Source organism: Neisseria sp. P0021.S007 (genome assembly GCF_051956855.1).
Map to the genome: position 1 here is coordinate 1 of NZ_JBQCXA010000779.1, position 600 is coordinate 600.

Annotated in this window: 1 pseudogene; it reads left to right on the plus strand. The window is 54.5% G+C overall.

What is annotated here, in order from left to right:
* A pseudogene (gene prfC, locus ACTHUR_RS15915) lies at positions 1 to 538 on the plus strand (peptide chain release factor 3); the annotation flags it as partial.
* Positions 539 to 600: the final 62 nt, after the last annotated feature.

Genomic DNA, 600 nt, shown 5'->3' on the forward strand with positions numbered 1-600 from the left:
GGTGGAAGAAGCCTACGCCGGCGACATCATCGGTATCCCGAACCACGGCAACATCCAAATCGGCGACAGCTTCTCCGAAGGCGAACAACTGGCGTTCACCGGCATCCCATTCTTCGCGCCCGAACTGTTCCGCAGCGTCCGCATTAAAAACCCTCTGAAAATCAAGCAACTGCAAAAAGGTTTGCAACAGCTCGGCGAAGAAGGCGCGGTACAGGTCTTCAAACCGATGAGCGGCGCAGATTTGATTTTGGGCGCGGTCGGCGTGTTGCAGTTTGAAGTCGTTACCTCGCGGCTGGCCAACGAATACGGTGTGGAAGCCGTGTTCGATAGCGCATCCATCTGGTCGGCGCGCTGGGTATCGTGCGAAGACAAGAAAAAACTGGCGGAATTTGAAAAAGCCAATGCAGGCAATCTCGCCATCGACGCAGGCGGCAACCTCGCCTACCTCGCGCCTAACCGCGTCAACCTGAATCTGACGCAAGAACGCTGGCCGGACATCGTGTTCCACGAAACGCGCGAGCATTCGGTTAAACTGTAAAACGCAAAGGCCGTCTGAAACATTCAGACGGCCTTTTTTTCATTCGATATCAACCCAATAAA